The 26,287-nt window shown below is 73.5% G+C and carries 22 protein-coding genes; 6 read left to right on the top strand and 16 right to left on the bottom strand.

Going from position 1 to position 26,287, the window contains the following annotated elements:
- Positions 1-31: 31 nt before the first annotated feature.
- Entirely contained in the window at positions 32-1,411 is a 1,380-nt protein-coding gene (locus ACIPK4_RS00950; RefSeq protein WP_402308172.1) for a transcriptional regulator, read from the bottom strand.
- 220 nt (positions 1,412-1,631) lie between these two features.
- Between ACIPK4_RS00950 and ACIPK4_RS00945 the strand changes: the two genes are divergently transcribed.
- From ACIPK4_RS00945 to ACIPK4_RS00935, 3 genes are all read left to right on the top strand, one after another.
- Complete coding sequence (locus tag ACIPK4_RS00945; protein WP_402308169.1) at positions 1,632-2,312, top strand: bifunctional DNA primase/polymerase; 681 nt, start codon at positions 1,632-1,634, stop codon at positions 2,310-2,312.
- 146 nt (positions 2,313-2,458) lie between these two features.
- The gene (locus ACIPK4_RS00940) at positions 2,459-3,301 is read left to right on the top strand and encodes an ABC transporter ATP-binding protein (protein ID WP_054223980.1); all 843 of its coding nucleotides are present in this window, start codon (positions 2,459-2,461) and stop codon (positions 3,299-3,301) included.
- On the top strand, positions 3,298-4,941 hold the full coding sequence (locus ACIPK4_RS00935) for a transporter (protein ID WP_402308167.1): 1,644 nt from the start codon (positions 3,298-3,300) through the stop codon (positions 4,939-4,941). Before ACIPK4_RS00940 ends, ACIPK4_RS00935 begins: the two co-directional genes overlap by 4 nt.
- Before the next feature lie 81 nt (positions 4,942-5,022).
- Here the strand turns inward: ACIPK4_RS00935 and ACIPK4_RS00930 are convergent, their stop codons facing one another.
- The 4 genes from ACIPK4_RS00930 to ACIPK4_RS00915 form a co-directional block, all read right to left on the bottom strand.
- Positions 5,023-6,279 (bottom strand): transglycosylase family protein, encoded by a 1,257-nt coding sequence (locus ACIPK4_RS00930; RefSeq protein ID WP_402308165.1) that lies wholly within the window; start codon positions 6,277-6,279, stop codon positions 5,023-5,025.
- A gap of 174 nt (positions 6,280-6,453) precedes the next feature.
- A complete protein-coding gene (locus ACIPK4_RS00925) occupies positions 6,454-8,091 on the bottom strand; it encodes a CHAP domain-containing protein (protein ID WP_402308163.1) in 1,638 nt (545 codons plus the stop codon).
- Between the two features lie 241 nt (positions 8,092-8,332).
- Positions 8,333-8,503: a hypothetical protein gene (locus tag ACIPK4_RS00920; RefSeq protein ID WP_159044267.1), complete on the bottom strand. Its 171-nt coding sequence runs from the start codon at positions 8,501-8,503 to the stop codon at positions 8,333-8,335.
- Between the two features lie 145 nt (positions 8,504-8,648).
- Positions 8,649-9,008, bottom strand: a complete 360-nt coding sequence (locus tag ACIPK4_RS00915; protein ID WP_054223976.1) for a hypothetical protein — start codon at positions 9,006-9,008, stop codon at positions 8,649-8,651.
- 166 nt (positions 9,009-9,174) lie between these two features.
- Here ACIPK4_RS00915 and ACIPK4_RS00910 point away from each other — a divergent pair, with 166 nt between their 5' ends.
- Entirely contained in the window at positions 9,175-10,170 is a 996-nt protein-coding gene (locus tag ACIPK4_RS00910; protein ID WP_376196384.1) for a LuxR C-terminal-related transcriptional regulator, read from the top strand.
- A gap of 169 nt (positions 10,171-10,339) precedes the next feature.
- On the opposite strand, the gene ACIPK4_RS00905 is transcribed toward ACIPK4_RS00910, so the two are convergent.
- Positions 10,340-11,221, bottom strand: coding sequence for an alpha/beta fold hydrolase (locus tag ACIPK4_RS00905; RefSeq protein WP_402308161.1), 882 nt, complete (start codon positions 11,219-11,221; stop codon positions 10,340-10,342).
- Positions 11,222-11,584: 363 nt separating this feature from the next.
- The gene (locus tag ACIPK4_RS00900; RefSeq protein WP_054223973.1) at positions 11,585-12,277 is read right to left on the bottom strand and encodes a metal-dependent transcriptional regulator; all 693 of its coding nucleotides are present in this window, start codon (positions 12,275-12,277) and stop codon (positions 11,585-11,587) included.
- Positions 12,278-12,487: 210 nt separating this feature from the next.
- On the opposite strand from ACIPK4_RS00900, the gene ACIPK4_RS00895 reads away from it, so the two are divergent.
- Positions 12,488-13,243, top strand: coding sequence for an SIS domain-containing protein (locus ACIPK4_RS00895; protein ID WP_402308158.1), 756 nt, complete (start codon positions 12,488-12,490; stop codon positions 13,241-13,243).
- A 41-nt stretch (positions 13,244-13,284) separates the two neighbouring features.
- Here the strand turns inward: ACIPK4_RS00895 and ACIPK4_RS00890 are convergent, their stop codons facing one another.
- Positions 13,285-14,619 carry a PAS domain-containing protein gene (locus ACIPK4_RS00890; protein ID WP_402308156.1) on the bottom strand — a complete coding sequence of 445 codons (1,335 nt, stop codon included), beginning with the start codon at positions 14,617-14,619 and terminating at the stop codon, positions 13,285-13,287.
- A 360-nt stretch (positions 14,620-14,979) separates the two neighbouring features.
- Entirely contained in the window at positions 14,980-15,633 is a 654-nt protein-coding gene (pdxH, locus tag ACIPK4_RS00885; protein ID WP_376196380.1) for a pyridoxamine 5'-phosphate oxidase, read from the bottom strand.
- A gap of 208 nt (positions 15,634-15,841) precedes the next feature.
- On the opposite strand from pdxH, the gene ACIPK4_RS00880 reads away from it, so the two are divergent.
- Positions 15,842-16,948, top strand: a complete 1,107-nt coding sequence (locus tag ACIPK4_RS00880; RefSeq protein WP_054223969.1) for a citrate synthase 2 — start codon at positions 15,842-15,844, stop codon at positions 16,946-16,948.
- A gap of 76 nt (positions 16,949-17,024) precedes the next feature.
- On the opposite strand, the gene ACIPK4_RS00875 is transcribed toward ACIPK4_RS00880, so the two are convergent.
- The 7 genes from ACIPK4_RS00875 to ACIPK4_RS00845 all read right to left on the bottom strand — a co-directional run bounded on the left by ACIPK4_RS00875 (position 17,025) and on the right by ACIPK4_RS00845 (position 26,178).
- The gene (locus tag ACIPK4_RS00875) at positions 17,025-17,723 is read right to left on the bottom strand and encodes a TetR/AcrR family transcriptional regulator (RefSeq protein WP_402309047.1); all 699 of its coding nucleotides are present in this window, start codon (positions 17,721-17,723) and stop codon (positions 17,025-17,027) included.
- Positions 17,720-18,457, bottom strand: coding sequence for an enoyl-CoA hydratase family protein (locus tag ACIPK4_RS00870; protein ID WP_402308154.1), 738 nt, complete (start codon positions 18,455-18,457; stop codon positions 17,720-17,722). Before ACIPK4_RS00870 ends, ACIPK4_RS00875 begins: the two co-directional genes overlap by 4 nt.
- A 417-nt stretch (positions 18,458-18,874) precedes the next feature.
- On the bottom strand, positions 18,875-20,035 hold the full coding sequence (locus ACIPK4_RS00865; protein ID WP_402308152.1) for an acyl-CoA dehydrogenase family protein: 1,161 nt from the start codon (positions 20,033-20,035) through the stop codon (positions 18,875-18,877).
- Positions 20,032-21,978: a biotin carboxylase N-terminal domain-containing protein gene (locus ACIPK4_RS00860; protein ID WP_402308150.1), complete on the bottom strand. Its 1,947-nt coding sequence runs from the start codon at positions 21,976-21,978 to the stop codon at positions 20,032-20,034. Before ACIPK4_RS00860 ends, ACIPK4_RS00865 begins: the two co-directional genes overlap by 4 nt.
- Before the next feature lie 8 nt (positions 21,979-21,986).
- The gene (locus tag ACIPK4_RS00855) at positions 21,987-23,585 is read right to left on the bottom strand and encodes an acyl-CoA carboxylase subunit beta (protein ID WP_402308147.1); all 1,599 of its coding nucleotides are present in this window, start codon (positions 23,583-23,585) and stop codon (positions 21,987-21,989) included.
- A complete protein-coding gene (locus tag ACIPK4_RS00850) occupies positions 23,582-25,306 on the bottom strand; it encodes an acyclic terpene utilization AtuA family protein (RefSeq protein WP_402309045.1) in 1,725 nt (574 codons plus the stop codon). The genes ACIPK4_RS00855 and ACIPK4_RS00850 overlap by 4 nt, the downstream gene beginning before the upstream one ends.
- 71 nt (positions 25,307-25,377) lie before the next feature.
- Positions 25,378-26,178 carry a TIGR03084 family metal-binding protein gene (locus tag ACIPK4_RS00845; RefSeq protein WP_402308144.1) on the bottom strand — a complete coding sequence of 267 codons (801 nt, stop codon included), beginning with the start codon at positions 26,176-26,178 and terminating at the stop codon, positions 25,378-25,380.
- Between the last annotated feature and the right edge of the window lie 109 nt (positions 26,179-26,287).

Here is a 26,287-nt window from a genome sequence, read left to right as displayed (position 1 = left end):
GCCCACCCGCCCCGCCGCCGCCCCGGGCTCCCTACGCCACCACCTCCAGGCGGGCGGTGAATTCCCGGGCCGCCGGCTCGTCGCGGTACGGGGCGAGGCGGGTGCGGAAGTCCTGCAGGTACTCCGCGCCACGGGTCGAGCGGAGCCCCGACAGCAGGTCCGCCGCCTTCGCGGCGCTCTGGCAGGCCTGCTCCACCTCCCGCTGCTGGACCTGCGCGGCCGCCAGCAGCAGCAGGCCGATCGCCCGGCGCCGCTCCTTGCCCGCCGGGAGGCCGCGCAGGGCCTCCTCCGCCTGCCGGGCTGCCGCGTCCGCCTGGCCCAGGTCCCGGTGGCAGTGCGCCAGCTCGTCCGCGAGGTACGCCGCGTCGAAGTGGCGGATCCACACCGGGTCGTCGCCGGACTCCGGTTCCGCCCGCTCCAGCGCGGTCACCGCTCGCGAGGACAGCACCGCCGTGGCCCGGGTGTCGCCCAGCAGGGCGTGCCCGCGCGCCTCGGCGGCGTAGAACATCGCCTCGACCCGCGGGGTGACCTGCCCGCGGGTCCCCTCCTGCGCGGCCCGCGCGAGCTGCGCGATCTCCCGCGGATTGCCCAGTTCCGCCGCGAGGTGGCTCATGGACGCCGCGAGGACGTAGCCCCCGTACGCCCGGTCCCCCGCCGCCTGCGCCAGCCGCAGCGCCTGGATGTAGTACCGCTGCGCCAGGCCCGGCTGCCCCGTGTCGACCGCCATGTAGCCGGCCAGCTCCGTCAGCCGGGCCACCGCCGCGAACAGCGCGCGGCCCACCGGCTCCCGGTACGAGCCGCCGATCAGCCCGGACACCACGGAGTTGAGGTAGTGCACGACGACGGGCCGCACGTGCCCGCTGCCGAAGCGATGATCGAGGTCCTTGAGGGCGTCCGTGGTCGCCCGCACCGCCTCCACGTCCGGCATGCCCACGCGCGAGCCGCCGCTGCGCGCGACCTGCGCGTCGGCTCCGGTGATCAGCCAGTCGCGGCTCGGTTCGACGAGCGCCGAGGCGGCCACGCTCGACCCGGACAGGAAGTCGCGGCGGCCGACGTCGCTCCGCCACAGCTCGCTGACCTGCTCGATGGCGCCGATGACGGTCGGGGAGAACTGGAGGCCGATGCCGGACGCGAGGTTCTTGCCGTTGGCCATGCCGATCTCGTCGATGGTGACGGTCCGGCCGAGTTTTCGCCCCAGCGCCTCGGCGATGATGCCGGGCGCCCGGCCGCGCGGCTGCTGGCCGCGCAACCACCGGGCCACGGAGGTCTTGTCGTAGCGGAGATCGAGGCCGTGTTCGGCCCCGCACATGTTGACGCGCCGGGCGAGCCCGGCGTTCGAGCACCCGGCTTCCTGGATGAGCGCCTGTAGCCGTTCATTCGGCTGGCGCGCGACGAGAGGCCTGGCTGCCATGAAAACCCCCAGTAGCCGCGGGTGATCGTTGGAATGATCACTTCCCGCCTGATGTGCGGAGAATCATCCGCTCTGCGTCGTGTCGCTACCCAACTCCGGCGCCCCGACCTCCTACGCGCCCCCGTGCGTGCATCAGTGCGCCCCGTATGCAGGATCGATGCTCCGCCCACCGGCCGGTTTACGCCCGTAACCCCGGGTGACCCGGAGAGTTGTGATGGGCGTGGAAGAGACCATCGCAGTCACGGAGACCGCACCCATCCCCAAGCAGCGCGGCGAGCAGTTGCTGGACCATGCCGTGCGGTACGCGGAAGAACGGCACTGGGACGTCTTCGCCGGCACCTGGCTGGAGTCCGCGGACGGGCGGGAGCTGTGCTCGTGCGGGGCGCAGGACTGCCCGGCGCCGGGCGCACACCCCACGGTGAAGGACTGGGCGTCGCTGGCGACGGGCAGCGCGGTCCAGGTGCGGCGGATCTGGGCGAAGCACCCCGAGGCCTCGATCCTGCTGCCGACGGGCCGGACGTTCGACGCGCTGGACGTCCCGGACTCGGCCGGGTTCCTGGCGCTGGCGCGGCTGGAGCGGATGGAGCGCACGCTCGGCCCGGTCGCCCTCACCCCCGACCACCGGATGCTGTTCTTCGTCCTGCCGGGCGCCGGGGCGAAGGTGCCGGACCTGGTGCGGGGGCTCGGCTGGTCGCCGGCGTCGATCGACCTCGCCGCGCGGGGCGAGGGCGAGTACGTGGCCGCCCCGCCCACCCGCTTCGGCGGCCGGGGCTCCGTCCAGTGGGCGCGCCGGCCCACTCCGGCCAACCGGTGGCTGCCGGACACCGAGGAGCTGATCGCGGCGCTGGCGTACGCCTGCGGGCGTGAGGCCGCGGCGGACCGGGACCGGCGCGGCGCCTGACCCGCCCCGCAAGATCGCAGGCCAGCCCGGTGCGGAACAGGGAGTTCCTGTACGAAAACTCATGACATAAGTAACTGCCCGGCCTCTCCCCGCCCTCCTATCGTGAAGAAGGCAGGACCACGGGGAACGGAACGAGAGGCAGGCGCATGCCGGACCAGGCAGTTGCGACGGGTGGGACGGACGGACCGGGCGGTGCGCGACCCGCGCCGTCCACCGGACGGGCGGCGGTGCGGGTCGAGGGCCTGTGGAAGCGCTTCGGCGAGCAGGTCGCGGTCGCGGGGATCGACCTGGAGCTGCCCGCGGGCCAGTTCATCGGCCTGGTCGGCCCCAACGGCGCGGGCAAGACGACGACACTGTCGATGATCACCGGTCTGCTCCGCCCCGACATGGGGCGCGTCGTCGTCGCCGGACACGACGTGTGGAGCGACCCGGTCGAGGTGAAGCGGCGGATCGGCGTACTGCCCGAGGGCCTGCGGCTGTTCGAGCGGCTGTCGGGGCGCGAACTGCTCGGCTACATGGGCCGGCTGCGCGGCCTGTCCGGCGAGGAGACAGACAAGCGGGCGACGCAGCTCCTGGACGTCCTGGACCTCGCGGGCTCGCAGCACAAGCTGGTCGTGGACTACTCGACGGGCATGCGGAAGAAGATCGGCCTGGCCGCCGCCCTGCTGCACAACCCCGAAGTGCTGTTCCTGGACGAGCCGTTCGAGGGCGTCGACCCGGTGTCGGCGCAGACCATCCGCGGGGTGCTGGAGCGGTACACCTCCTCCGGCGCCACGGTGGTCTTCTCCTCCCACGTCATGGAGCTCGTCGAGTCGCTGTGCGACTGGGTCGCCGTCATGGCCGCCGGCCGGATCCGCGCCGCGGGCCCGCTGGCCGACGTACGGGGCGACGCGCCCTCGCTGCAGGCCGCGTTCCTGGAGCTGGTCGGCGCGGGCGGGCGCGACGCGGGCGACTCCCTGGACTGGCTCGGCGGGCAGGCCGCCCGATGAGCACCGCATCCGCCTCCGCCCCGGCCGCCACTTCGGCCGCGGCCCCCGGGGTCAACCTGACCGCCGTCTTCGTCCGCCTCAAGCTCTCGCTGATCCGCAACGGGCTCAAGGGCTCCTCGAAGCGCAAGGCCGCCTACTTCGGCTCGCTGGCGTTCTCCCTGGTGGTGGCGTTCTTCGCGATGCTCGGCCTGGCCGTGCTGCACGGAAACGCGCACGCGGGCACGGTCGTCGTCCTGCTCGCCGCGATCATCGCCCTCGGCTGGACGTTCATGCCGCTGTTCTTCCCCACCGGGGACGAGACGCTCGACCCGAGCCGGCTGGTCATGCTGCCGCTGCGGCCGCGTCCGCTCGTCCGCGCCCTGCTGGCCTCCTCGCTGGTCGGCATCGGCCCGATGTTCACCGTCTGCCTGGCGGTGGGCTCCGTGGTGGCCGTCGCGCGGGGCGCGGCGGGCATCGTGGCCGCCGTACCGGCCGTGCCGCTCCTGCTGCTGGGCTGCGTCACCCTGGCCCGGGCAGTGGCCACGGCCAACGTCCGGCTGCTGACCAGCCGCAAGGGCCGTGACCTCGCGCTGCTCAGCGGCCTGCTGATCGCCCTCGGCGCGCAGGTGGCGAACTTCGCCGGCCAGCGCCTGTCGCAGTCGGGCGGCCTGGCCACGCTGGAGCCGGCCGAGGCGGTGGTGCGGTGGCTGCCGCCGGCGTCCGCCGTCGGCATGGTGGACTCGGCGAGCAAGGGCTCGTACGGCGTGGCGGCGGGCCAGCTGGCGGTCACGGTCCTCGCGCTGGTGCTGCTCCTGTGGTTCTGGGAGCGCAGCCTGACCAGCCTGATGGTCACTCCCGACGGCTCGACGATCGCGGCGGCGAAGCCGTCGAAGCGGGAGTCCGCGGGCGGCGCCGGCGCCTGGGCGTTCCTGCCCGCAGGGCGGACGGGCGCGGTCATGCAGCGCACGCTGCGGTACGTGGTCCGCGACCCGAAGACGAAGTCGGCGTGGGTCACGGGCCTGGCGGTGGGCCTGATCATCCCGGTCTTCAACGCCCTCCAGGGCACGGGCTCGGTGTACCTGGCCTGCTTCGGCACGGGCATGCTCGGCATCCAGATGTACAACCAGTTCGGTCAGGACACCTCGGCGTTCTGGATGGTCGCGCAGACCATCTCGACGACGCGGGAGGCCTTCGAGGAGCTGCGGGCCCGGGCGTACGCCCTGGCCCTGGTCACCGTCCCGTACACGGTCCTGGTCACGGCGGTCACGACGGCGCTGCTGCACGACTGGAGCCGCCTCCCGGCCGGACTCGGGGTGGGCCTGGCCCTGCTCGGCTCGATGCTGTGCACGGGCGCGCTGGCCTCCGCCCGCTTCCCGTACTCGATCCCGACGGACGGCGCGTTCAAGAACGTGGCCCCGGGGCAGGCCGGGCTCGCCTGGGCGGGCATCTTCGGCGGCATGCTCACCTCGGCGGTGATCTGCTCCCCGGTGATCGCCTTGGCGGTCTACCTGAATGTGGCGGACCACGCGTCCCTCACCTGGATCCTGCTCCCGCTGGGCGCGGTCTGGGGCACCCTGGCCGCCTGGGCGGGGCTTCGGCTGGCGGCGCCGACGGTGGCGCGGAAGCTGCCGGAGATCCTGCTGGCGGTCAGCAAGGGCTGAGGCCCGGCGCACAGGGGTCGGCCCCCGCTCCCGGTGAGGGGGCGGGGGCCGACCCCGTTGTGCGGTGCGGGGCCGCGGTGATCAGACGGTCGGGAACTTCGCCGTGAAGGCGGCCGGGACGCTGACCACGTCATCGAAGCTGAGCTTGCCCGCACCGAACTCGTCGGCGGACATCGCACGCTTCTTGCCGCCCTGGACCTGCCAGACGGTGTTGCTGCCCGGGGAGAGCAGCATCGTGCCGTCGGCGGGGGCGGCCTTCGCGGCGGCCGAGCCCAGCCACTCGCCGGGAGCGGCCTCCAGCGGACGCTTGTCGTAGCCGAGGCCGGTGAAGTCGGCGTACGTCAGCGGGACCGCGACGCCGCCCGCCATCACGTAGACCGTGGGGTTGGTGCCCGACGCGTCCTTGACGATGGTGCCGTTGGCCAGCTGCTTGGCCGCGGTGGAGGCCAGCCAGCTGGTCGGGACGCCCATCAGGGAGCGGCCGTCGTAGCCGTTGGCCGTCCACTCGGCGGCCGAGATGTGCAGCGCCGAGCCGTTGACCATGACGTAGCGGGCCGGGTCGGTGCCGGTCTGGTCCATCACCACGCGGCCGTTCGAGACGCTGCGCTGGACCGCGGCCTGCAGCCAGGAGGTCGGAACGCCCATATCGCGACGGACGTTGTAGCCGTCGGCGGTCCAGTCCGAGGCGCTGATCGGCAGCGCGGCGCCGTCGATCACCACGTACCGGTTGGCACCGCCGGCCTGGTCGTGCACGACGGTACCGGCCGGCGGGGCGCTCGGCAGGCCGTTGAAGGCGGCGTCGTCCACGAGGACGATCTTGCTCAGGTCGTAGTGGTCGGGGGTGACGTCGGAGCCCGCCACCGGGACGCCCGCACCCTCGATCATGACCTTCACGGCCGGGCCGTTCGGCGACTTCACCAGCGTGCCGTTGGCCAGCGAGGCCGGGTTCGGGTACGAGGGGGCGCTCGGGTACGGGTCCGCGTGGTCGGCGCCCAGACCGGCGGCGGGACCGCAGGACGGCCAGGCGCCCTGGCCCTGACCCGCGAGGATCTTCTCGCCCGTCAGGATCTGCTGCTGCTTGGTCGCCTGGTCGGGGCGGGAGGCGTACTGCGTGCCGCCGAAGGCGCGCCACGTCGACATCGAGATCTGGAGGCCGCCGTAGTAGCCGTTGCCGGTGTTGATGCTCCAGTTGCCGCTGGCCTCGCACTGGGCGACCTTGTCCCAGGTCGAGACGGAGGCGGCCGAGGCGGTGGTGGTCGTGAGCAGCGGGGCGGCGAGGGCGACCAGAGCGGTGGCGGTGACGGCGAGCGCGGACTTCTTGCGGGCGGCAGACAGCACGGAGTGTTCCTCGGGGAGTTCAGGGCGCAGGCCTGGAGGTCGGCGGCTGCGGGGCGGCGAATGCGGGGGCGGCGGGCGCGGGGCGGCGAGCCCGGCGCGGAAGCCGCGGGGCGGGGCCCGGGCCGGCCCGAGCCGCCCGGCCGGTGCGGACCGGGCGGCTCGGGCGGGCGGTGATCAGACGGTCGGGAACTTCGCCGTGAAGGCGGTCGGGACGCTGATCACATCGTTGAAGCTGAGCTTGCCCTCGCCGAACTGGTCGGCGGTCATGGCCTTCTTCTTGCCGCCCTGGATCTGCCAGACGGTGTTGCTGTCGGGCGAGAGCAGCATCGTGCCGTCGGCCGGGGCGGCCTTCGCGGCGGCCGAGGCCAGGTACTCACCCGGGGCGCCGAGCAGCGAACGCTTGTCGTAGCCGAAGCCGGTGAAGTCGGCGTAGGTCAGCGGCACCGCGACGCCGCCCGCCATCACGTAGACCGTGGAGTTGGCACCCGAGGCGTCCTTGACGATCGAGCCGTTGGCCACCTGCTTGGAGACGGTGGAGGCCAGCCACTCACCCGGGACACCCATCAGGCTCTGCTTGTCGTACCCGTTGCCGGTCCACTCGGAGGCCGAGATGTGCACCGCGGCACCGGCGATCATGACGTAGCGGTTCGGGTCGGTGCCGGACTGGTCCATGAGCACGGTGCCGGTCGGCACGGACTTGGCGACGGCGGACTTCAGCCACTGGCCCGGGACACCCATCAGGGTCTGGGTGTTGTAGTCGTCGGCGGTCCACTCGGAGGCCGAGATGTGCAGCGCCGCACCGTTGACGATGACGTAGCGGCCGGGGTCGGTGCCGGTCTGGTCCATCACGACGATGCCGGTCGTCAGGTTGCGCTGGGCGGCGTTCTGCAGCCAGGCCGTCGGAACGCCCATGTCGGCACGGACGTTGTACCCGGCGGCGGTCCAGTCCTCGGCGCCGATCAGCAGCGCCGTACCGTCGACGATCACGTAGCGCTCGGCTCCGCCGGCCTGGTCGTGGACCACGGTGCCGGCGGGCGGGGCGCTCGGCAGGGACCGGAAGGCCGTGTCGTCCACGAGCACGATCTTGCTCAGGTCGTACTTGTCCGGGGTGACGTCGGAGGCGGCGACCGGAATGCCCGCACCGTTGATCATGACCTTCACGTCGGGGCCGTTGGGCGACTTCACGAGCGTTCCGGCGGGCAGGGTCGTGGGGTTGGGGAGCGTGGGGGTGCTGGTACCGGCGGGCGAGATGTAGCCGCTGATCCGCTGTCCGCCCCAGGGCGCCGAACCCACGCTGTAGTTGGTGGCGGTGTTGGTGCTGACGTGTCCCGGCCGGCCGCCCTGGTTTCCGCCGGTGATGGTGATCACGCCACCGGATATGCCCGTGACGAGGGCCACGTGGTCGGCGTAGTCGCTTCCGTTGTAGTTGAAGACGACCGCGTCACCGACGTGCGGCGTGCTGGAGAGCGTCCCGTACTTCTTGCCGTAGTCCATGAAGCTCGCGGCCCGGTCGTCCAGGGTGGACAGGCCCGTGACCCCGTTGCGGGCCCAGACCCAGCCGGCGAAGTCCGCACACCAGGCGTGGGCGGTGGTGGTGCCGCCGTAGCAGCTGCTCGTCTGGTTGGGGCCACCGAGGTAACCACCGTGGGCACAGGCGCCGTTGCCGTTCTCGGCGCGGGCCGTGGCCGAGATGCCGTCCGTGAGCGTCGAGGCGCTGGCCGGGGAGGCGACCACGCTGGTGAGCACGGTCACGGCCAGGGCGGAGGCGGAGGAGAGGCGGATGGCGGTGGTCTTCAGGGTGCTGCGGGACATGGCGAAGCTCCGTACGGGAGTGAAGTGACGCGTGTGGTGGCGCTGCGGGTTCCGCAGGCAGGCCCGTCGAGGGCCGGAAGTCTGTGGGCGCACCGGGCGGGTGGACGGCTGCCCTGCAGGAGCAGCTGTCAGGCCGGCGGACGCGGTGCGCGGTGAAGCGGTGGGGCGTGAAGCAGTGGGGCGTGAAGCGGTGGGCCGTGAAGCGGTGGAATGCGGCGGCCGCGGCGGGGCGGCGGCTCGGCTACTCCCAGGCGGTGGTCTTCAGGGTGACCGGGGCGGTCTCCCATGCGGTCGTGGCGGTGACCCGGGTGGCGGCGCTGTCGCCGTGCCCGGCGAAGGCCGGGGTGATGGCGGCGACGGAGAAGGCGAGGGAGGCGACCGCGGCGGCCTTGACGAGGTGGGTGCGCAGCATGGGAGTGGTCCTTTGCGAAAGCTGGGATGAGTGACTGATCCGGCCTCGCGTCCCGCGGTGACGCTTCGTCCGGTGTGCCTTCGGGGCGGTGTTCCCTTCCGGCGATCACTACTTTCGTCGCAGGTCAGAGCGGGTGGAAGGGCTTTCAGCTGGACGGAATCGGCCCTGGACCGTTCCGGCCAGCGAGGCCGGAAGGGGACAGCAGGGCGCGCTCGAAGTAGGGGGCGATCAGGGGGACGCCGACACGGGTGAGGCTCCAGCCGCCGAGTTCGGGGAGCGTGTCGAGGGCACGCCGGCAGAGGGACTCCGTCCGCTGCTCCGCCTCGTCCAGGTTCTCCGCGAGCACGAAGACGCCGAGCACCGGATCGGGCTGCGCGTACGGGTGCGGGGTCACGTGCTCCACCGCGTCACGGCTTCCGGCCAGGGAGAGGAGGAGTTCACCGATGCGCGGGGGCAGCAGGCCACCCGCCGCGGGGGCCCGGAGGCCGGCGTGTACGAGATACATGCATCCGACCCTTCCCGAGGATCCGGACGTATCACAGGTTCGTGACCTGGCCTTTTGGGTCCCTGACCGGAACCGTCCACGAAGGGTTCCCGGCTGGCCGCGGCCCGTACGGACGTGCGATGATCCGGTTGCCTTGAGGGACAAGGTGTACACGGGGGGAACCGCTGTGCTGTCAACTCTGGGCCTCGACACGACCGCCGAGGCCGTCTACCGCGCCATGCTCGCGCGCCCGCGCGACGGCGTGAGCGCACTCGCAGCCCATCTCGGGCTGCCCGAACCGGAAATCCGGCGGAGCCTCGACCTGCTCAGCGAGCTGGCCCTCATCCGGCCCTCGTACGAGCACGCCGGGGAGCTCCGCGCGGTCTCGCCCGACGTCGGCATGGAACTCCTCATGGCCCGCCAGCAGGCCGAGCTGGCCGCCCAGCAGCTGAAGATCGAGGCGTCCCGGGCGGCCGCCGCACAGCTCATCGCGGAGTTCGCCGACCTGAGCCCGGCCGCTTCCGGCCCCGGGGTCGAGCAGCTCACCGGGCTCGACGCCATCCGGTCCCGGATCGCCGGTCTGGCGCACCGCGTCCAGGGCGAACTGATGACCTTCGCCCCGGGCGGGGGCCACCGGCCCGAGACGCTGGAGGCCTCGAAGGCGGACGACGGGGCGCTGCTGGGCCGCGGGGTGCGGATGCGCTCGCTGTTCCAGGACAGCGTGCGCAACAGCCAGACCACGGTGACGTACGCGACGTGGCTGACCGAGAACGGCGGAGAGGTGCGGACCGCCCCGGACCTGCCCACGCGCATGATGGTCTTCGACCGGACCACCGCCGTGATCCCGGTCAGCAGCGCGGACAGTGCCGCGGGAGCGGTGGTCCTGACCGGGGAGGGCACGCTGACGGCGCTGTGCGCGCTCTTCGAGAACATCTGGTCGGGGGCCCGGCCGCTCGGCGCCGTCGAGGAGAAGGACACGGGCGGGCTCAACCCGCAGGAGCGCACGGTGGTCCAGTTGCTGGCGCAGGGCCTGACCGACGAGGCGATAGCCAAGCGCCTCGCGGTCTCCCCGCGCACGGCCCGCCGACTGGCGAACGGACTGATGGCCCGGCTGGGCGCCGCGAGCCGCTTCGAGTTCGGAGTCCGAGCGGTCCAGCGCGGCTGGCTCCCCGGCACGGAGTAGCCCGCGCGCCGGCGCCCGCGCACCTTTGCCGTACCCGCACCCCGCGCCCGCACCCGCGCTCACGGCGTCGGGGCCGGCGCGCGGGTGGCGGGCGCACAGGGGCGGGCGCACAGGGGCCGGCGCGGGCGGGTCCGCGCCCCGGGCCCCCGCCGCGTCGGCGGCGCCGGGGTCAGGCCTGGGCCCTGACCCCCTCCAGGAAGGGCTCAAGGACGGCGCGCCAGGCCGTGGGCTGGTCGTAGTGGAGGTAGTGGCCGGCGTCGGGGATCTCGGCGTACCGGCCCGCGGGGAGGACGCGGACCATCTCCTGGGCCTCCGCACGGCCCAGTTCGCCGTCCAGGCCGCGGACGACCAGGGTCGGGCAGCGGACCTGGGCCAGCTCCTCCCAGTGCGCGTCGTGGACCCAGGTCTCGCGGGCGGTCAGCATCTGGCGGCGGGAGAACAGGGGGCGCCAGCCGTCCGGCGCCTGGTGCATCACCTCGGCGAAGAAGGCGCCGCGTCCTGGATCGGGGCGCTCCACCCGGGGGTCGTCCTCGCCGAACCAGCGGCGGGCGGCGTCCTGGGTGGGGAAGGGGAGGGGCCAGCGGCGGAACCACTCCTCCCATTCCTGCTGGGAGGCCTCGCCGAGGGCGGAGGCGCGCATGTCGCAGATCACCAGTGCCTCGACGAGGTCGGGGCGGCGGGCGGCGAGCTGCCAGCCGGTGAGGGCCCCCATGGAGTGCCCGATCAGGGTCACGGGGCCCAGGCCGAGCTGCTCTATGACGGCTTCGGCGTCGGCCACGAACGCGTCGCGCCCCAGCCGGGTCGAGGTGCCCGGGCCGGCGGCGGGGCGCTCGCTCTGGCCGTGGCCGCGCTGGTCGAGGGCCACGACGCGGCGGTTCCGGGCGAGCCAGCGGGCGGTGCCCGCCCAGTGGAAGGCTCGGCCCATCAGACCGTGGAGTAACAGCACCCGGGGCGCGTCGGGGTCGGGGGGCTCGGCGGTGGCGGATTCCCGGAACTCCCAGGCGGCCAGGCGCACACCGTCGGCCCCTGTCACATCGATGCGCTGTACCACGGCAGATGCACCCCCTTCGCTCGCGGCCAGACTATCGAACCCGCATTCGAAAACGGGGTTCTCGCCGTTAACACCGCTCTTTCGAGTGACCTTGCTCAAGGATTGGCCGCCCCTGCCGATGGAGATCCTTTCAACAGGGAGGCGGGCCGCTCGGGGAAGACGGTCCGAAGGGGATGACCTTGAGAGCTCGGGGCTCCAGGTCAGCAAGGGGAGGACCGGTCCCGGCGCCGCAAGGCGCCGGGACCGTCCACGTCCACCACCCGTGACCCCCTCCACCGCCTTCGGGCCGACGGTCGGCGTTCTGTTCACGCCCGGGTCGGCGCCCTGTTCGGCGCCCTGCTCAGCGCTTGGCTCGGCTTCGGCTCAGCGCTTGGCCACGAACACGTGCGAAGCGATCTCCGCATCCAGTTCCGCGGCCTCGCCGCCGCTGCCGACCAGCACCCCGCCCGGCGACTCGGTCACGCTGACCACCGAGCCGGGCTGCACGCCCGCCCGCCGCAGCGTGTACATCAGCTGGGCGTCCGTCTGGATCGGCTCCCCGATCCGGCGCACGACCACGGTCTTCCCGTCCGAGCCCGGGTCCAGCTCCGACAGGCTGACCATGCCGTCCTCCAGGAACGGATCCGCCTCCGCCTTCTCGCCCAGCTCCTCCAGCCCCGGGATCGGGTTCCCGTACGGCGACTCCGTCGGGTGGCGCAGCAGCTCCAGCACCCGCCGCTCCACCGCCTCGCTCATCACGTGCTCCCAGCGGCAGGCCTCGGCGTGCACCTGCTCCCACTCCAGGCCGATGACGTCGACGAGCAGGCATTCCGCGAGCCGGTGCTTGCGCATCACGCGCGTAGCCAGCCGGCGGCCCTCCTCCGTCAGCTCCAGGTGCCGGTCGCTCGCCACGGCCACCAGGCCGTCCCGCTCCATGCGCGCCACCGTCTGGCTCACCGTCGGCCCGCTCTGGTCCAGCCGCTCGGCGATGCGGGCGCGCATGGGGACCACGCCTTCCTCTTCCAGCTCGAGGATGGTGCGGAGATACATCTCCGTGGTATCGATCAGTCCGGACATTCGTGCCCCTCGGATATCGTGCGCTGGCCCTGCCCCCAATTCTGACGCATCGCACGGACAACCGTCCCGTGCCTGACGTCAAGCCCCGCCCAGGACATCCCCCGGCGCGTTCGGCGCGGGATTGACGTTCGTATTGACACGCCCTTGGTCCAGACCGCACGGTGAGCGGCGGACACGGACGAACCCCACCTCTGGAAGGGCCATCGGCGTATGAGCGAGAGCAAGCTGGCCGGTCAGTTCCTCGACGCCGCGATCGGCCTCCTGGAGCGGGTCCGCAGCGAAGAGGCGGAACGCATCGCCGAGGCCGGCGCCGCCGTCGCCGAGGCCGTGGCCGCCGGGAACCGGATCTTCGTCTTCGGGGCCGGGCACTCCTCGCTCCCCGCCCAGGACGTGGTCTACCGGGCCGGCGGACTCGCCCTCGTCAACTTCCTCGCCGTCCCCGGCACCGTCGGCGTCGACGTCATGCCGGCCACCCTCGGCAGCGCCCTGGAGCGGGTCGACGGGCTCGCCGGTGCCGTCCTCGACAGCAGCCCGGCCGCCGACGGCGACGTCCTCGTGATCGTCTCCCTCTCCGGCCGCAACGGCCTGCCGGTCGAGATGGCCATGAACGCCCGCGCCATCGGCATGAAGGTGATCGGCCTGACGTCCGTGGCGTACGCGACGGAGACCCGGTCGCGGCACGTCTCCGGCACCTTCCTCAAGGACCACTGCGACATCGTCCTCGACAGCAAGATCGCGGTCGGCGACGCCGAACTCAGCCATGACGGCATCGAGGCCCCGTTCGCGCCCGCCTCCACCGTCGTGACGAGCGCGATCATGCAGGCCGTGATGGCGGCGGCCGCGGGCGAGCTCGTCGCCCGCGGCATCGAGCCCCCGCTGCTCCGCTCGGGCAACGTCGACGGCGGCCACGAATGGAACGGCCGGGTCCTCCAGGAGTACGGCGACCGGATCTTCTTCCGCCACTGAACGGCGCGGCACCAGGGGATTGCGGGATTGCGGGACAGCCCTCAGGCCAGGTCCTTCGGATCGTGCCGGGGCCAGGCGCCGAGGTCCAGATCGGCTGCGACCCGGGCCGCGACCTCCTCCGCGTACGCCGCGTCCGCCTGCTCGAACGCGGCCCGCGAAGCACCCCGTACGAAGGTCAGCACCCCCAGGGTCCGCCCCCGGCTGCGCAGCACCGTGCACAGCACGTGCGCAGCGTCCTGCGGCCACTGCCGCTCCCGCGCCCAGCTCCCGCCCGCCTCGCCGCGCGGGGCGCTGGTGCGCACCGACCCGATCCGGTCCAGCGCCTGCATCGCCGGGTGCCCCGGCGCGTAGCGGGCGGCGCTCACCCCGGCCCCCGGGTCCGGCAGCACCGGCGGCGACGCCGCGACCCGTACGAGCCGCCGCCGGTCCGGGTCGGACGACTGCTCCAGTACGTCGAGCAGCGCGTGCTCCGCGAAGCCGGCCAGGGCGAAGTCCAGCCGTACGGCGGCGGCCTCGGCCGGGTCGCCGCACTCGGCGGCGGCCCGGCCCGACCGGTGCAGCTGACCGGCCCGGAACCGCAGCTGCGCCGTGTCCAGCGCGGCCTGCCGGGCCTCGGTGACGTCCTGGAACAGCCAGCCGACCCCGAGCGGCACCGGCTCCTCCGCCAGCGGCGAGCCCAGCCGCAGGAACCCGGACCGCCAGCACCGCCGCCGCACCCCCTCCGGCGTGCGGACGGACACCCACAGCTCCGCCGGCGCCGGCGGCGACCCCTCGGCGAGCACGTGGCTGAGGGCCCCCTCCAGCTCCTCGACGCCCTGGTCCAGCAGCTCTCCCAGGGGCCGGCCGAGCAGCGCGGTGCGCGCCGATCCGAACGCGCGGGCGGCGTGCGCGTTGACCACGGCCGGCCGCAGGTCCACGTCGACGAGGACCACGCCCCACGAGGCGTCGTCCATCAGCGCCTCGCTCAGCGCGATGGACCGCTCCAGGTCTATCTGGGCGTGCACCTCGCTGAAGGCGCAGTACACCCCGGCGGGCTTCCCGTCCGCCCCGGGCACCCCGGCGGACTGGGTCCGCACCAGCACCCGCCCGCCCTCCTTGGTGACCAGCGCGAACTCGTGCACCTGCCGCCCGGGCACGTCCTGGACGGCCATGAGCCGCTCCTCCACGTCCTGCGCGTCGGCGGCGCGCACGGCCCACCCGGCGAACCCCTTGCGCCCGACCGCCTCGGCGGCGCTCCAGCCCAGGATCCGCTCGGCCTCGCGGTTCCAGTGCGTGATCACGCCGTCGGCGTCGAACGCGCACAAAGCGGCGTCCATCCCGTCCAGCAGCGCTGCGAGCAGATCGTCGGTGGTCTCACCACGTCCGGAAGCACTCACCTGGCACCCCCTGCAGGTGTTCGCGTGTGCGGCACGTCAGATCATTCAACTGGAACGTGACGCAGCCCACACCGCATTCCCTGAATCGCCCCGAAATAAATCACTTGAGGACCCCGGGAAGCAGTTCTAGGCTCTGCGGTACACGAGAAGGGAGGTGGTTCCCGAAATGTACGGAAACCGGACGCGTGAGGTGGCTGCGGGCTAAGGGCCCGTCGTCGCACGCACCCAGTGCGGTGCCCGGCGGGATCGCCAGGCGCCAATCCCAAGCAGTCACCCGACCCGCGGGCTCGCCGGTACGTCCGGCCGGCTTCTCTCACTGCAGGAGAGAAACCCGAGCCCGCGGGTCGTCTGCGTTCTCCGCTACGGGCAGAGGCGCTCCAGGCGCCACTTTCCGCCCTCCAGGACGTACCGCAGGCGGTCGTGGAGGCGGTTTTCGTGCCCCTGCCAGAACTCCATGCCGTCGGGGACGATCCGGATGCCGCCCCACTCGGGCGGGACCGGGACCTGCTCGCCCTCGGGGTAGCGCTCCGCGAGTTCCGCGTAGCGGCGGTCGAGTTCCGCGCGGGAGGCGATCACGCGGGACTGCTCGCTCGCCCAGGCACCCAGCTGGGAGCCGTGCGGGCGCGAGCGGAAGTACGCCGCCGTCTCGTCGCGGCCGATCCGGGCGGCGGTGCCGGTGACGATGACCTGGCGGGCGATGGGGTGCCAGGGGAAGAGCAGGGCGACGTGCGGGTTGGCGTCGATCTCGTGGCCCTTGCGCGAGCCGTAGTTCGTGTAGAAGACGAAGCCCCGCTCGTCGAACTGCTTCAGCAGCACGGTGCGGGAACTGGGGCGGCCGTCGGGAGTCGCGGTCGAGACGACCATCGCGTTCGGTTCGAAGAGGTGCGAGTCGGCGGCCTGCTGGAACCACTCGGCGAACTGCCGCATGGGGTCCTCGGCGAGGCTCGCCTCGAGGACGATCTCCGAGCGGTACTGCTTGCGCATCGTGGCGGGGTCAATGTCCTGGTCGGTCACACGGCCATCCTGCCGCAGGAGTGCTTGCGGCAGTGTGCCGTATGTCACGCTTCCGCCTGGCATCCGCAGCCGCCAAAATCTTGGGGCCGGTCCGGAGGTCCCCACACGGGTGACCGACGGCCGTGCCGGGCATCAACGGGGATGACCGCGCCGGACCGCGAGTCACGCCGGGAGCCGCGCGTGTTCGCACTATCTGAGGAGCCGCCTGATGTCCGACTTCGTACCCGGGCTCGAAGGGGTCGTCGCGTTCGAGACCGAGATCGCCGAACCGGATAAGGAAGGCGGATCGCTCCGCTACCGCGGGGTCGACATCGAGGATCTCGTCGGGCACGTCTCGTTCGGCAACGTCTGGGGCCTGCTGGTCGACGGGGCGTTCAACCCCGGTCTGCCCGCCGCCGAGCCGTTCCCGATCCCGGTCCACTCCGGTGACATCCGGGTCGACGTGCAGTCCGCCCTCGCGATGCTCGCCCCCGTGTGGGGTCTGAAACCGCTGCTCGACATCGACGAGCGGACCGCCCGCGACAACCTGGCGCGCGCCGCCGTGATGGCGCTGTCGTACGTCGCCCAGTCCGCGCGCGGACAGGGCCGGCCGATGGTGCCGCAGAGCGAGATCGACAAGGCCGAGTCCGTGGTCGAGCGGTTCATGATCCGCTGGCGGGGCGAGCCGGACCCCAAGCACGTCAAGGCCGTCGACGCGTACTGGACGTCGGCCGCCGAACACGGGATGAACGCCTCGACGTTCACCGCGCGCGTGATCGCCTCGACCGGTGCGGACGTGGCCGCGGCGCTGTCCGGTGCCGTCGGCGCCATGTCCGGGCCGCTGCACGGCGGCGCGCCGTCCCGCGTCCTCGGCATGATCGAGGAGATCGAGCGCACCGGGGACGCGGTCGCGTACGTGAAGAAGGCCCTCGACAAGGGCGAGCGGCTGATGGGCTTCGGGCACCGCGTGTACCGGGCCGAGGACCCGCGCGCCCGCGTGCTGCGGCGCACCGCCAAGGAGCTGGACGCACCGCGCTACGAGGTGGCCGCCGCGCTGGAGAAGGCCGCGCTGGAGGAGCTGCACGCCCGCCGCCCCGACCGGGTGCTCGCGACGAACGTGGAGTTCTGGGCCGCGATCATGCTGGACTTCGCGGAGGTCCCGGCGCACATGTTCACCTCGATGTTCACCTGCGCCCGGACGGCCGGCTGGTCGGCGCACATCCTGGAGCAGAAGCGCACGGGCCGCCTGGTGCGTCCGTCGGCCCGCTACATCGGCCCGGGCCGGCGCAACCCGCAGGAGATCGAGGGGTACGCCGACATCGCCGACACGGCCTGACCGTCCGTCGCACCCGCCTCAGGGCGCCGCATCCCGTCGCTTGCGTACGGGTGCGGCGCCCTCGGCGTCTTCGGGTTCAGCCGAGCGTGGCGTCCAGGATCCGGGACCACTGGGCGACCACGCGGGCGCGGCGGGCCGTGTCGTCGGTGAGGACGTTGGCCAGACCGAGGCCGCGGGCCATGTCCAGGAGGCCCTGCACGGTTTCGCGTACGCCCGGGACGGACTCGTCCGCGCCAAGGAGTTCCACGGCGATGCGGTGGGTCTCGCGGCCCACGCGGGCCTCCAGTTCGGTGACCTGGGGGCGCAGCTGCTCCTCGTTGGAGGCGGCGACCCACAGCTGGAGGGCGGCGCGGAAGAGGGCCCCGGTGTAGAGGTCGACGAGAGCTTCGACGACGGCGGGGCGGGCGGCGGGCCCGGCGTGGAAGAGGTCGCGCAGGGCCGCGGAGCGTTCCTCGGAGACGTAGGCGACGGCGGCGGTGAACAGGTCCTCGCGCGTCGGGAAGTGGTACTGGGCGGCGCCGCGGGAGACTCCCGCGCGTTCGGCGACGACGGCGACGGTGGAGCCGGCCCAGCCCTGTTCGGCGAGGCAGGCGACGGCCGCCTCCAGGAGGTGGCGGCGCGTGACGCGGCTGCGGGCTTGCTTGGGCCCGGGCGCGGCGTCGTGCGGGCGCCCGGCGTCGTGCGCGGGCCGGGCGTCGTGTGCCCGCCCGGCGTCGTGCGCGGGCTGGGCGTCGTGTGACCGCCCGGCGTCGTGCGCGGGCTGGGCGTCGGTCACAGGGCCCATGCCGGGTCCCGGCGTTCGAAGCGGGCGGTGATGCCCTCGCGGGCCTCGGCGGAGCCGAAGTGGTGTGCGGACAGCTCCGTGAGCGCGGCGCCGTCGGCCGCCAGGACGGCCCGGACGGGGGCGGTGAGCAGGCCCTTGGTGGCGGCGAGGGCTTGCGGCCCCGCCTTGCGCAGTCCCGCGAGCACGGGCGCGAGGACCTCGTCCACGTCGTCGCCGTGGAGGGTGAGCAGGCCGATGCGGGCGGCTTCGGCGGCGTCGAAGGCCTCGGCGGTGAGGAAGTACCGGGCCGCGGCGCGCGGGTCCAGGCGTGGGAGCAGCGGGGCGGAGATCACGGCGGGGACCACGCCGAGGTGGGTCTCGGTGAAGGCGTACGTGGACTGCGGGCCGGCGGCGGCGATGTCGCAGACGCCGAGGAGGCCGAGGCCGCCCGCCCGGACGTGGCCGGTGACGCGCGCCACGACCGGCTTGTGCAGTTCGGCGATCTCGCGGAGGAGGGCGAGGAAGTCGGCGGGGTCGCAGGGGGACTTCAGGTCGGCGCCGGCGCAGAACGTGGTGCCGGCGTGGGTGAGGACGATGGCCCGGGCCTGCGGGTCCGCCGCCGCCGCGGCGAGGGCCGTGCGCAGGTCGCGGACGAGGTCCGCGGAGAGGGCGTTGCGGTTGGCCGGGGAGTCGAGCGTGAGGGTGGTGATGCCGGGCGCTCGCGCGGCGCCGACGGGGCGGGTCATGCGGTGTCCTCCGGAGGTTGTGCGGGTGCTGCGGATCGTCCGGCCGGCGCCGGCGGGGGCAGGGCCCGACCCATTGTCCGGGGCGCGGCGCCCGTGCGCCGCCCGGCCGGCCGGATGCCCCGTCGCCGGGACGGCTGCCGGTGCCGCCCGCTGCACCGGAACACCGCCCGCCGTCCCCGGCGAGCCCTGAGTCGGGGCCTCGGACGCCGGGGCCGGGTGGGCCCTGGGCCGGGGGCCCGGGCGCCGGGGCCGGGTGGGCCCTCCTCGTCGAAGTCCCGCGCCCCCTGCGTGCCGGGGGCTCGGGCGGGCCCGCCCCGGTGGGCCCTGAGCCGGGGGTTCGGGGGCCGAGCTCCGGTGGGCCCTGGGCCGGGAACTCGGACGCCGGGGGCTCGGTGCCCGGCCCGAGGCGGGGAGCGGTCAGTAGGACTTGGGGAGGCCCAGGGTTTGGTGGGAGATGAAGTTGAGGATCATCTCCCGACTGACGGGGGCGATGCGGGAGACCCGGGAGGCCGTGATCAGTGCGGCCAGGCCGTATTCGCGGGTGAGGCCGTTGCCTCCGAGGGTGTGGACGGATTGGTCCACCGCCTTCACGCAGGCCTCCGCGGCGGCGTACTTGGCCATGTTCGCGGCCTCACCGGCGCCCATGTCGTCGCCCGCGTCGTACAGGTGGGCGGCCTTCTGCATCATCAGGCGGGCGAGTTCGAGGTCGATGTGGGCTGCGGCGAGGGGGTGGGCGATGGCCTGGTGGGCCCCGATCGCCTGCTTCCAGACCTGGCGGGTCTTCGCGTAGTCGACGGCCTTGGCGAGGGCGTAGCGACCCATGCCGATGGCGAAGGCGGCGGTCATGATGCGCTCGGGGTTGAGGCCGGCGAACAGCTGGAGGAGGCCGGCGTCCTCGTCGCCGACGAGCGCGTCCGCGGGCAGGCGGACCTCGTCCAGGACGAGTTCGAACTGCTTCTCCGCCGCCTGGAGTTCCATCTCGATGGCGGAGCGGGAGAAGCCCGGGGTGTCGCGCGGCACGATGAACAGGCAGGGCTTGAGACTTCCGGTGCGCGCGTCTTCGGTGCGGCCGACGATGAGGGTGGCGTCGGCGATGTCCACGCCGGAGATGAAGACCTTGCGCCCGGTGAGGACCCAGTCGTCCCCGTCGCGGCGGGCGGTGGTGGTGATGCGGTGGGAGTTGGAGCCGGCATCGGGTTCGGTGATGCCGAAGGCCATGGTGCGGCTGCCGTCGGCGAGTCCGGGGAGCCAGGCCCGCTTCTGGGCCTCGGTGCCGAAGCGGGAGATGACCGTGCCGCAGATGGCGGGCGAGACGACCATCATCAGCAGGGGGCAGCCGGCGGCGCCCAGTTCTTCGAGGACGATGGAGAGTTCGGCGATGCCGCCGCCTCCGCCGCCGTACTCCTCGGGGAGGTTGACCCCGAGGTAGCCGAGCTTGGCGGCATCGGCCCACAGCTCGTCGGGGTGGCCGCCCTCCCGGGCGACGCGGGCGAGGTAGTCGCGCCCGTAGCGCTGCCCGAGGGCGGCGACGGCGGCGCGCAGGGCCTTGTGCTCTTCGGTTTCGACGACGGAGCTCATGCGGGCGTTTCCTCCTGGACTACGGCGAGCAGGGCGCCGAACTCGACCTGGTGGCCGAGGGTGGCGTGGAGCGCGGTGAGCGTGCCGGAGGCGGGCGAGACGATGCGGTGCTCCATCTTCATGGCCTCCAACCAGAGCAGGGGCTGCCCGGCGGTGACGGCGTCGCCGGGGGCCAGGCCCTCGGCGACGCGGACGACGGTGCCGGGCATGGGGGCGAGCAGGGAGCCGGGTTCGGTGCGGTCCTGGGGATCGGCGAACCGGGGGACGGGGATGAAGGTGTGCGCGCCGAGCGGGGAGTCGACGTACGTCTCGCCCGGCCCACCCTCGGTGTTCGAATTGCGTTTCACGTGGAACATCCGGCGGACGCCCTCGACTTCGAGGGTGACGCGCTCGGGTTCCGCGGCCAGGACTCGAACGCCGGGGTGGTCCACGAGCTCCGGGGGGCCGCTGCGGCCGGGCCGGTAGCGGACCTCGTACTCGGTGCCGGCCGCGCTGTAGCGGCGGGTCTGCGGCTGGGAGCGGAGGTTGCGCCAGCCGCCGAGGCGGGTGGCGAGCGGGGCGCCGGGGGCCGGTGCGGCGTCCGCGAGGGCGGCGGCGACCGCGGCCAGGGTGGCGTCCGGGCCGCCTTCGGTGAGGGACCCGAGGTGGCGTTCGTAGAACCCCGTGTCGAGCCGCGCCTCGGCGAACTCCGGGTGCCGCAGGGAGCGTACGAGGAGTTCGCGGTTGGTGGCCAGGCCGTGGATGCGGGCTCCGGCCAGGGCGTGGGCGAGGGCGCGAACGGCCTCGGCCCGGGTGGGGGCGTGGGCGACGACCTTGGCGAGCATCGGGTCGTAGTGGACGCCGACGGTGTCCCCGTCGGCGAAGCCGGTGTCCACGCGGACCTCACCGGGGACGGCGAGGGTGTGCAGGACTCCGGTCTGCGGACGCCAGTCCTGGGCGGGGTCCTCGGCGTACAGACGGGCCTCGACGGCGTGGCCGGCTGGCTCGGGGGGCGTCAGCGGCAGCGCCGCGCCCTCGGCGATGCGCAGTTGCAGGGCGACGAGGTCGAGCCCGAAGACGGCCTCGGTTACGGGGTGCTCCACCTGGAGCCGGGTGTTCATCTCCAGGAAGTACGGGCGTCCGTCGGCGGCGACGAGGAACTCGACGGTGCCCGCGCCCTGGTAGGAGACCGCGCGGGCGGCGGCCACGGCGGCCTCGTGGAGGGTGGTGCGCAGGGCCTCGGGGAGGGCCGGCGCCGGGGCCTCCTCGATGACCTTCTGGTGGCGGCGCTGGAGGGAGCAGTCGCGGGTGCCGAGTGCCCAGACCGTGCCGTGGGAGTCGGCGAGGATCTGGACCTCGACGTGGCGGCCGCGCTCGACGTAGGGCTCGGCGAAGACCTCGCCGTCGCCGAAGGCGGAGGCGGCTTCGGCGGAGGCGGCGTCGAGGGACTCCTTGAGGGCGTCGAGGTCCCGTACGACGCGCATGCCCCGCCCGCCCCCACCCGCGGCGGCCTTGAGGAGGAGGGGCAGGTCGGCGGCGGTGGCGGAGGCCGGGTCGACGGGGTCGAGGAGCGGGACCCCGGCGGCGCGCATCAGTTCCTTGGCCCGGGTCTTGGAGGCCATGGCCTCGATGGCCTCGGGCGGCGGGCCGATCCAGGTGAGTCCGGCGGCGGCGACGTCACGGGCGAAGCCGGCGTTCTCGGAGAGGAATCCGTACCCGGGGTGGACGGCGTCCGCGCCGGCGGCGAGGGCGGCCGCGATGACGAGGTCGCCGCGCAGGTAGGTGTCGGCGGGGGCGGCGCCGGGGAGGCGCACGGCCGCGTCGGCCTCGCGTACGTGCAGGGCGTCGGCGTCGGGGTCGGAGTGGACGGCGACGGTGGCCAGGCCCAGGGCGCGGGCGGTACGGAAGACGCGGACCGCGATCTCGCCGCGGTTGGCGACCAGGAGGGAGGTCAGGTTCGTCATGTGCGGGCTCACATCCGGAAGACGCCGAAGCCGCCGCGGGCGCCCTCGACGGGGGCGTTGTGGACGGCCGACAGGCACAGGCCGAGGACGGTACGGGTGTCGCGCGGGTCGATGACCCCGTCGTCGTACAGCCGCCCGGACAGGAACATCGGCAGGGACTCGGACTCGATCTGCGCCTCGACGAAGGCGCGCATCCCGGCGTCGGCCTCGTCGTCGTACGGCTGCCCCTTCGCGGCGGCGGACTGGCGGGCCACGATGGACAGGACGCCGGCGAGCTGCTGGGGGCCCATGACGGCGGATTTGGCGCTGGGCCAGGCGAAGAGGAACCGGGGCTCGTATGCGCGGCCGCACATGCCGTAGTGGCCGGCCCCGTAGCTGGCGCCGACGAGGACGGACAGGTGGGGGACGCGGGAGTTGGAGACCGCGTTGATCATCATCGAGCCGTGCTTGATGATGCCGCCCTGCTCGTACTCCTTGCCGACCATGTAGCCGGTGGTGTTGTGGAGGAAGAGCAGCGGGATGTCGCGCTGGTTGGCCAGCTGGATGAACTGGGCGGCCTTCTGCGATTCGGCGCTGAACAGCACTCCCTGGGCGTTGGCGAGGATGCCGACCGGGTATCCGTGCAGGGTGGCCCAGCCGGTGACCAGGCTGGTGCCGTAGAGGGGCTTGAACTCGTCGAAGTCGGAGCCGTCGACGATGCGCGCGATGACCTCGCGGGGGTCGAAGGGGGTCTTGAGGTCGGCGGGGACGATGCCGAGGAGTTCCTCCGGGTCGTACGCCGGTTCCTCGGCCCGGGGCGGGGCCGGGTGGGCCCGGCGGTGGTTGAGGCGGGCCACGACCCGGCGGGCCTGGCGGATGGCGTCGTGCTCGTCGAGGGCGTAGTAGTCGGCGAGTCCGGAGGTGCGGGCGTGCATGTCGGCTCCGCCGAGGGACTCGTCGTCGCTCTCCTCGCCGGTGGCCATCTTGACGAGCGGCGGACCGCCGAGGAACACCTTGGAACGGTCCTTGATCATGATGGTGTGGTCGGACATCCCGGGGATGTACGCACCTCCGGCGGTGGAGTTGCCGAAGACGACGGCGACGGTGGGGATGCCGGCGGCGGAGAGCCGGGTCAGGTCGCGGAAGATCGCGCCGCCCGGGATGAAGATCTCCTTCTGGGAGGGGAGATCGGCGCCGCCGGACTCGACGAGGCTGATGCAGGGCAGGTGGTTCTGCCGGGCGATCTCGTTGGCCCGCAGGGCCTTCTTGAGCGTCCAGGGATTGGAGGCTCCGCCGCGGACGGTGGGGTCGTTGGCGGTGACCAGGCACTCGACGCCCTCGACCGTGCCGATGCCGGTGACCATGGACGCGCCGACGGGGTAGTCGCTGCCCCAGCCGGCGAGCGGGGACAGTTCCAGGAACGGGGTGTCCGGGTCGAGGAGCAGCTCGATGCGCTCGCGGGCGAGGAGCTTGCCGCGGTCCTTGTGGCGGGCCGTGTACTTCTCGCCGCCGCCGAGGAGGGCCTTGGCGTGCTCGGCGTCCAGCTCGGCGAGGCGGGCGGTGGCCGCGGCGCGGTGGGCCAGGTGGTCGGGGGCGTGGGGGTCGACGGTGGTGGTGAGGCGGGTCATGAGCGGGTTCCCTCCGGGGTGAGCAGGAGGTGGGCGGGAATGTCGATGTGCCGGGCGCGCAGCCATTCGCCGAGGGCCTTGGCCTGGGGGTCGAAGCGGTGGGCGGAGGCCACGCCGGCGCCGAGGATGCCGGGGACGGTGAAGTTCAGGGCGCGGAGGTTGGGGAGGGCGTGGCGGGTGACGGGGAGACCTGCGGCCTCGGGGAGCAGGGCCTTGAGGGTGTCCACCGTGAGGGTGGTGTGGAGCCAGTCCCAGGCGTCGTCGCGTTCGACCCAGACGCCGATGTTGGCGTCGCCTCCCTTGTCGCCGCTGCGGGCGCCGACCAGCGCGCCGAGGGGTACGCGGCGGGTCGGCCCGGCCGATGCCTTTGCCGGTGCCTGTGCCGGTGCCGGTGCCGGTGCCGGTGCCGGTGCCTGTGCCGGTGCCGGTGCCTGTGCCGGTGCCGGTGCGGCGCCCGAGGGCGCCGGCTGCGCCCCCGGGTCCTCGGACGCCGGGCGGGCCCAGGTGTCCCGGACCGGTGGCATCGCGAGGCGGGTGCCGTCCGGGAGGACCGCCACGTGCGGGACCGAGGCCGCCGGGACCGCCGAGGACGTGAAGATCCCGTACGGCTGGGCCGGGCCCGGCGGGGCGGTGACGTGGAAACCCGGATAGCTGGCCAGGGCGAGCTCGACGGCCTCGGAGGTCAGCGCGCGGCCGACCCGGTCCGGGGAGGGGTCCCGCACCACCAGGCGCAGCAGCGCGCTCGCGGTCTCCTCCGTCGGGGCGTCCTCGTGGTCCGTGCGGGCCAGGGTCCAGTCCGCGGTGGCCACCTGGGACAGGGCGTCGGCCAGCTGGGCCCGTACCAGGGCGGCCTTGGCCTCGATGTCGAGGCCGGTCAGGACGAAGACCACCTCGTTGCGCCAGCCGCCGATCCGGGTGACGCCCACCTTGAGGGTGGCGGGCGGGGGTTCGCCCACGACCCCGGTGACGGCCACCCGGTCGGGGCCGGCGTCCGTCAGCCGGACCGTGTCCAGCCGGGCGGTCACGTCGGGGCCGAGGTAGCGGGGGCCCTGGGTTTCGTAGAGGAGTTGGGCCGTGACGGTGCCCGCCGAGACGACGCCGCCCGTACCCGGGTGCTTGGTGATCACCGAGGAGCCGTCCTCGGAGATCTCCGCCAGCGGGAACCCGGGGCGGCGGACGTCGTGCGCCGTGAAGAAGGCGTAGTTGCCGCCGGTGGCCTGGGTTCCGCACTCCAGGACGTGGCCCGCCACCACGGCTGCGGCCAGCCGGTCGTAGTCGTCGGGTGCCCAGTCGAACCACCAGGCCGCCGGTCCGCTGACCAGGGCCGCGTCGGTGACCCGGCCGGTGACGACCACGTCCGCGCCGGCCCGCAGGCAGGCGGTGATGCCGGCGCCGCCGAGGTAGGCGTTCGCGGTCAGCGCGCCCTCCGCGAACGGCATCAGGTCGTCGCCCTCGACGTGGGCGACCGATACCGGGATCCCGGTCCTGGCGGCGAGGGTGCGGATCGCTTCGGCCAGTCCCGCGGGGTTCAGGCCGCCCGCGTTGGCGACGATGCGCACGCCCCGCTCGAGCGCGAGGCCGAGGCCGTCCTCCAGCTGGCGCAGGAAGGTCTTGGCGTAGCCGAGGCCGGGGTCCTTCAGCCGGTCGCGGCCGAGGATCAGCATGGTCAGCTCGGCGAGGTAGTCGCCGGTCAGCACGTCGAGCGGGCCGCCGGTCAGCATCTCCTCGAAGGCGCTGGAGCGGTCGCCGTAGAACCCGGAGGCGTTGCCGATGCGCAGCGGCCGGCGGCCGGTCACCGGGTGGTCCCCGGGGCGCGGCCGGGGCCCGCCGGGCCCGCGAACGCCTGGGCGATGTCCAGCCAGCGGTCGGCGTCGGGGCCGGTCGCGGTCAGGGTGAGGTCGGCGCGGTGGGCCCGCTGGGTCACGAGGAGGCAGAAGTCGAGGGCCGGGCCGGTGACCCGGTCCGCCGCGTCCTCGGGCCCGTACGTCCAGGGTTCGCCGCCGTCCGGGGGGACGAGTTCCACCCGGAACCGGGCAGTGGGCGCGGGCAGTCCCCGTACGGCGAACGCGTAGTCGCGGGCCCGGACGCCGATTCGGGCGACGTGCCGCAGCCGGGCGGTGGGGGTGCGGCGCACCCCGAGGGCGTCGGCGACGTCCTGCCCGTGCGCCCAGGTCTCCATCAGGCGGGCGCTCGCCATGGAGGCGGCCTTCATCGGCGGCCCGTACCAGGGGAACCTGGCGTCGGGCGAGGCCGCGGCGAGCGCCTCGTCGAGGGCGGTGCGCCCGGCCCTCCAGCGGGCCAGCAGTTCGGCGGGCGGCAGGGCGGCGCCTCGTGCGGCGCCCTCGTCCACGAAGGAGTCGGGGGCCTTGACCGCCTCCTCGACCAGGGCGGCGAAGCCGTCGGCGTCGGTGAGGGAGACCAGCGAGGCCCGGTCGGTCCAGTGCAGGTGGGCGATCTGGTGGGCGATGGTCCAGCCGCTTGCGGGGGTGGGCGCGGCCCATCCGGCCTCGGGCAGGTCCCTCACCAGGGTTTCGAGTTCGAGGCCTTCCTCGCGCAGATCTGCGAAGACGGCGACGGCTGACGGATCGAGCACGGCGGGCTCCCCTTTCGGCGTGAGGGGAAGACTGACAGCCGCCGAGAAAACAATCAAGCATGCTTGCATGATTTCGCCATCGGACACTTCCTTCGCGCCAGCCGCAGCA

Origin of the sequence: Streptomyces sp. NPDC086989 (genome assembly GCF_044745505.1) — a bacterium.
GTDB lineage: Bacteria > Actinomycetota > Actinomycetes > Streptomycetales > Streptomycetaceae > Streptomyces.
The sequence above is the reverse complement of the archived record's forward strand: the minus strand, read 5'-3'. Positions and strand labels throughout refer to the sequence as shown.

What these genes read in the sequence shown, in the direction of transcription:
- ACIPK4_RS00950 (WP_402308172.1), bottom strand. Translation starts at nt 1,411, where the DNA reads ATGGCAGCCAGGCCTCTCGTCGCGCGCCAGCCGAATGAACGGCTACAG.
- ACIPK4_RS00940 (WP_054223980.1), top strand. Translation starts at nt 2,459, where the DNA reads ATGCCGGACCAGGCAGTTGCGACGGGTGGGACGGACGGACCGGGCGGT.
- ACIPK4_RS00935 (WP_402308167.1), top strand. Translation starts at nt 3,298, where the DNA reads ATGAGCACCGCATCCGCCTCCGCCCCGGCCGCCACTTCGGCCGCGGCC.
- ACIPK4_RS00925 (WP_402308163.1), bottom strand. Translation starts at nt 8,091, where the DNA reads ATGTCCCGCAGCACCCTGAAGACCACCGCCATCCGCCTCTCCTCCGCC.
- ACIPK4_RS00920 (WP_159044267.1), bottom strand. Translation starts at nt 8,503, where the DNA reads ATGCTGCGCACCCACCTCGTCAAGGCCGCCGCGGTCGCCTCCCTCGCC.
- ACIPK4_RS00915 (WP_054223976.1), bottom strand. Translation starts at nt 9,008, where the DNA reads ATGTATCTCGTACACGCCGGCCTCCGGGCCCCCGCGGCGGGTGGCCTG.
- ACIPK4_RS00900 (WP_054223973.1), bottom strand. Translation starts at nt 12,277, where the DNA reads ATGTCCGGACTGATCGATACCACGGAGATGTATCTCCGCACCATCCTC.
- ACIPK4_RS00895 (WP_402308158.1), top strand. Translation starts at nt 12,488, where the DNA reads ATGAGCGAGAGCAAGCTGGCCGGTCAGTTCCTCGACGCCGCGATCGGC.
- ACIPK4_RS00880 (WP_054223969.1), top strand. Translation starts at nt 15,842, where the DNA reads ATGTCCGACTTCGTACCCGGGCTCGAAGGGGTCGTCGCGTTCGAGACC.
- ACIPK4_RS00870 (WP_402308154.1), bottom strand. Translation starts at nt 18,457, where the DNA reads ATGACCCGCCCCGTCGGCGCCGCGCGAGCGCCCGGCATCACCACCCTC.
- ACIPK4_RS00865 (WP_402308152.1), bottom strand. Translation starts at nt 20,035, where the DNA reads ATGAGCTCCGTCGTCGAAACCGAAGAGCACAAGGCCCTGCGCGCCGCC.
- ACIPK4_RS00860 (WP_402308150.1), bottom strand. Translation starts at nt 21,978, where the DNA reads ATGACGAACCTGACCTCCCTCCTGGTCGCCAACCGCGGCGAGATCGCG.
- ACIPK4_RS00855 (WP_402308147.1), bottom strand. Translation starts at nt 23,585, where the DNA reads ATGACCCGCCTCACCACCACCGTCGACCCCCACGCCCCCGACCACCTG.
- ACIPK4_RS00850 (WP_402309045.1), bottom strand. Translation starts at nt 25,306, where the DNA reads ATGCTGACCGGCGGCCCGCTCGACGTGCTGACCGGCGACTACCTCGCC.